This is a genomic window from Mesorhizobium sp. M7A.F.Ca.US.014.04.1.1 (assembly GCF_003998745.1).
Taxonomy (GTDB): Bacteria; Pseudomonadota; Alphaproteobacteria; order Rhizobiales; family Rhizobiaceae; genus Mesorhizobium; species Mesorhizobium ciceri.
The window spans coordinates 1-2836 of sequence record NZ_RZRW01000670.1 but is presented as its reverse complement, the minus strand read 5'-3'; the positions used below and the strand labels follow the sequence as shown (position 1 = coordinate 2836).

Annotated in this window: 2 protein-coding genes and 1 pseudogene; all 3 read left to right on the top strand. The window is 64.8% G+C overall.

The annotated features are described in order from the left end of the window. Positions 1 to 337: pseudogene (locus tag EOA22_RS29690) on the top strand (sulfatase); the annotation flags it as partial. A 126-nt stretch (positions 338 to 463) separates the two neighbouring features. After that, positions 464 to 1345, top strand: coding sequence for a DMT family transporter (locus tag EOA22_RS29685; protein WP_063168594.1), 882 nt, complete (start codon positions 464 to 466; stop codon positions 1343 to 1345). 205 nt (positions 1346 to 1550) lie between these two features. Further along, positions 1551 to 2510, top strand: coding sequence for an AraC family transcriptional regulator (locus tag EOA22_RS29680; RefSeq protein WP_063168593.1), 960 nt, complete (start codon positions 1551 to 1553; stop codon positions 2508 to 2510). Positions 2511 to 2836 lie beyond the last annotated feature (326 nt).

Here is a 2836-nt window from a genome sequence, read left to right as displayed (position 1 = left end):
GCGCACCTATCATGACGGCTACAAGGATTTCGGCCCGGTCAGCCTGTTCAATCTGAGTGAGGATCCGCATGAGCAGCATGATCTCTCAGGCTCCCGAAGCGATGTGGTCGATCATGCCAGCCGGCTGCTCGAGGACTGGCGCAGCGCCATGGCCATCCGCAGCGACAGCGATGTCGACCCGCTGGTGACGGTGATCCGGGAAGGCGGGCCGTTCCATTGCCTTGGCGAGTTGCCGGCCTATCTCGAAAGACTGCGCCGGACCGGCCGCACCGATGCGGCAGCGGCCCTCGAGCAGCGCCACCCGGCACCGCCGCCACGGCGCAAATCCCTGAACTGACCGGCCGGCGGCACTTGGCCGTGCCCTAGCAGCCAGTTGCCGCTGCCTCACGACAGGCCGGCCGGTTCGCCCTATCTCCATGCCGCCGGTCGGGTTTGGACCCGGCGATATGGAGGATGGGATCACGTGACACCGACGCCGATTGCCCGTCGCGAAGCGGCGCCCTTGCCTGTCGCAGCACTGATGGGCGCCATGGTGTCGATCCAGATCGGCGCCACCTTCGCCAAAGGCCTGTTCCCGCAGATCGGCGCGCAAGGGACGACGACGCTCAGGCTGGTCATCGGTGCGCTGATGCTGATCGCGGTGCTGCGGCCCTGGCAGATGCGGCCCTCGCGTGCCACCATGCCGTGGCTGGTCGCTTATGGAGTGACGCTCGCCGCCCTCAACCTCCTGTTCTACGCAGCGCTGGCCAGGATTCCGCTCGGCATCGCGGTGGCGCTGGAGTTTACCGGCCCGCTTCTGGTGGCGACCTTGACTTCGCGGCGCGCCAGCGACTTTGCCTGGATCGCGCTGGCGGTGGCCGGCATCCTGCTGTTGTCGCCCTTCGTTCGTTCCCTCGCGCCGCTTGATCCGATCGGGGTGATGCTGGCGCTGGCGGCCGGCGGCTTCTGGGCGCTCTACATCGTGCTGGCCCAGAAGGCCGGCGCGGAGCTTGGCACCCGCACCACCGCCTACGGCATGGCCATCGCCGCCGTGCTGGTGCTGCCCTTCGGTGTCGCCCAGGCGGGATCCGCGCTGCTGGCCCCGTCGATCCTGGTCAGCGCGCTGCTCGTCGGCCTGTTTTCCAGCGCATTGCCGTTCTTCCTGGAGATGGTGGCGCTGACCCGCATGCCGGCGCGCATCTACGGCACGCTGACCTGCCTGGAGCCTGGGCTTGGTGCACTGGCCGGCTTCCTGTTCCTGCATGAAAGCCTGACCGCGACGCAACTGGCCGGGATCGCTGCCGTTGTTGTCGCCGCCTTCGGCACGGCGCTGACATCACGGCCGCCGGTTCCATCGCCGGAGTAGGGGAACGATTCGTCGGCACTGGGTATTTTCGAGTAATCCGAAATTCAGCCAGCCAGATCCGCGAAATCAGGCCAATCCTTGTTCAGGACGGCACTGAAATTGTCGCCTGGCGCACAAGTATTTCCGGCTCTGGACAGACCGTGATCTGGTCCAATACGGTGCGTGTCGAAGTGAAGACGCGATTGTAGAAAAGGCCGGTCGTCCCTTGCAAAAGAACGTCTTCTCATCGGCGGATCTGCCGCCGCATCTGGATCATCGCGCACGCTTCGCGCTCTGGCAGGACGTCCATGTCGCCGAGATATGGTCGGTCGAATACACGATTTCGGAAAGACTGTCGTTCGAAGCCGCGATCGAAGCCACCGCTGTCGGGTCGCTGGTGCTTGGACAGATGGCCGGGACGATACGTCATGCCAGCCGCAAGGCGGGCAATATCGCCGCCGACGGTCGCGACGGCTATCTGCTGCTGGTCAACAATGGCGATACGGTGCTCAGCGGCACGCAGATTGGCCGCGATTATCACGTCGGCAAAGGCGAGGCCGCCCTGGTCTCGGCTTCGGAAGCGTTGCAGATGACCGGCGGCGACAGCAATGTCTGGGCCAATGTGGTGCTTCCCCGTGCCGTGCTGGAAAATGCCTTCGCTCATATAGAGGATCGGCTGGCGTTGACCGTCGGCGCCGACAATGAGGCGCTCGGCATGCTCAAGCGCTATTGCAGCTTCCTGGAAGCAGGCCCGGCCCTGGTCTCGCCCGACCTCATCGGCCACGCCACCGAAACCATCGTCGACCTGATCGGCCTGGCGACCGGCGCCAAGGGCGAAGCGGCCGAACTGGCGGGCCTGCGCGGTCTGCGCGCGGCAAGGCTGCAGGCCATACTGCAGAAGATGCGGGACAATTTCGCCGATCCCGCCATTTCGGCGCAGGGCGTTGCCGGGCAATTGCGGCTCTCGGTCCGCTATGTCCATGACCTGCTGCAGGAAACCGGGGTGAGCTTTGCCGAGCGCATTCTCGAACTGCGCTTGCAGAGGGCGCATCGGATGCTGTCCGACAGGCGCAACGACCGCATGCGGATCAGCGAGATCGCGCTGCTCAGCGGTTTTTCCGACGTGTCCTATTTCAACCGCTGCTTCCGCCGCCGCTTCGGCTCGACGCCGGGCAGCGCCAGATAGTTTCCGACAGCCACCGAATGCACGGCGCGCCGATCGACTGAGGCTGAAAAGCCACACCGACCGGGAAAGCGCCGTGGTGCTTTCCCCGACAATTCGGGTGCGGCCCAGCCCAAGACGCGGCCGGCGGACAATGCAACACCGGATTTCTCGACAACAGCTGGATCTCCGCAGCTCATTTGTGCGGCGGGGAAGCAACATGGGGCGGCAGACAACAATGAAAATTCTTCTTCTCGCAACGGCCTTCATTCTCGCGCCGCTCGGTGTGGCGTGTGCGGCTGATATCAATGAGGTTTCGCCTGTTGCATCCGGCTACGACTGTTCCGGAC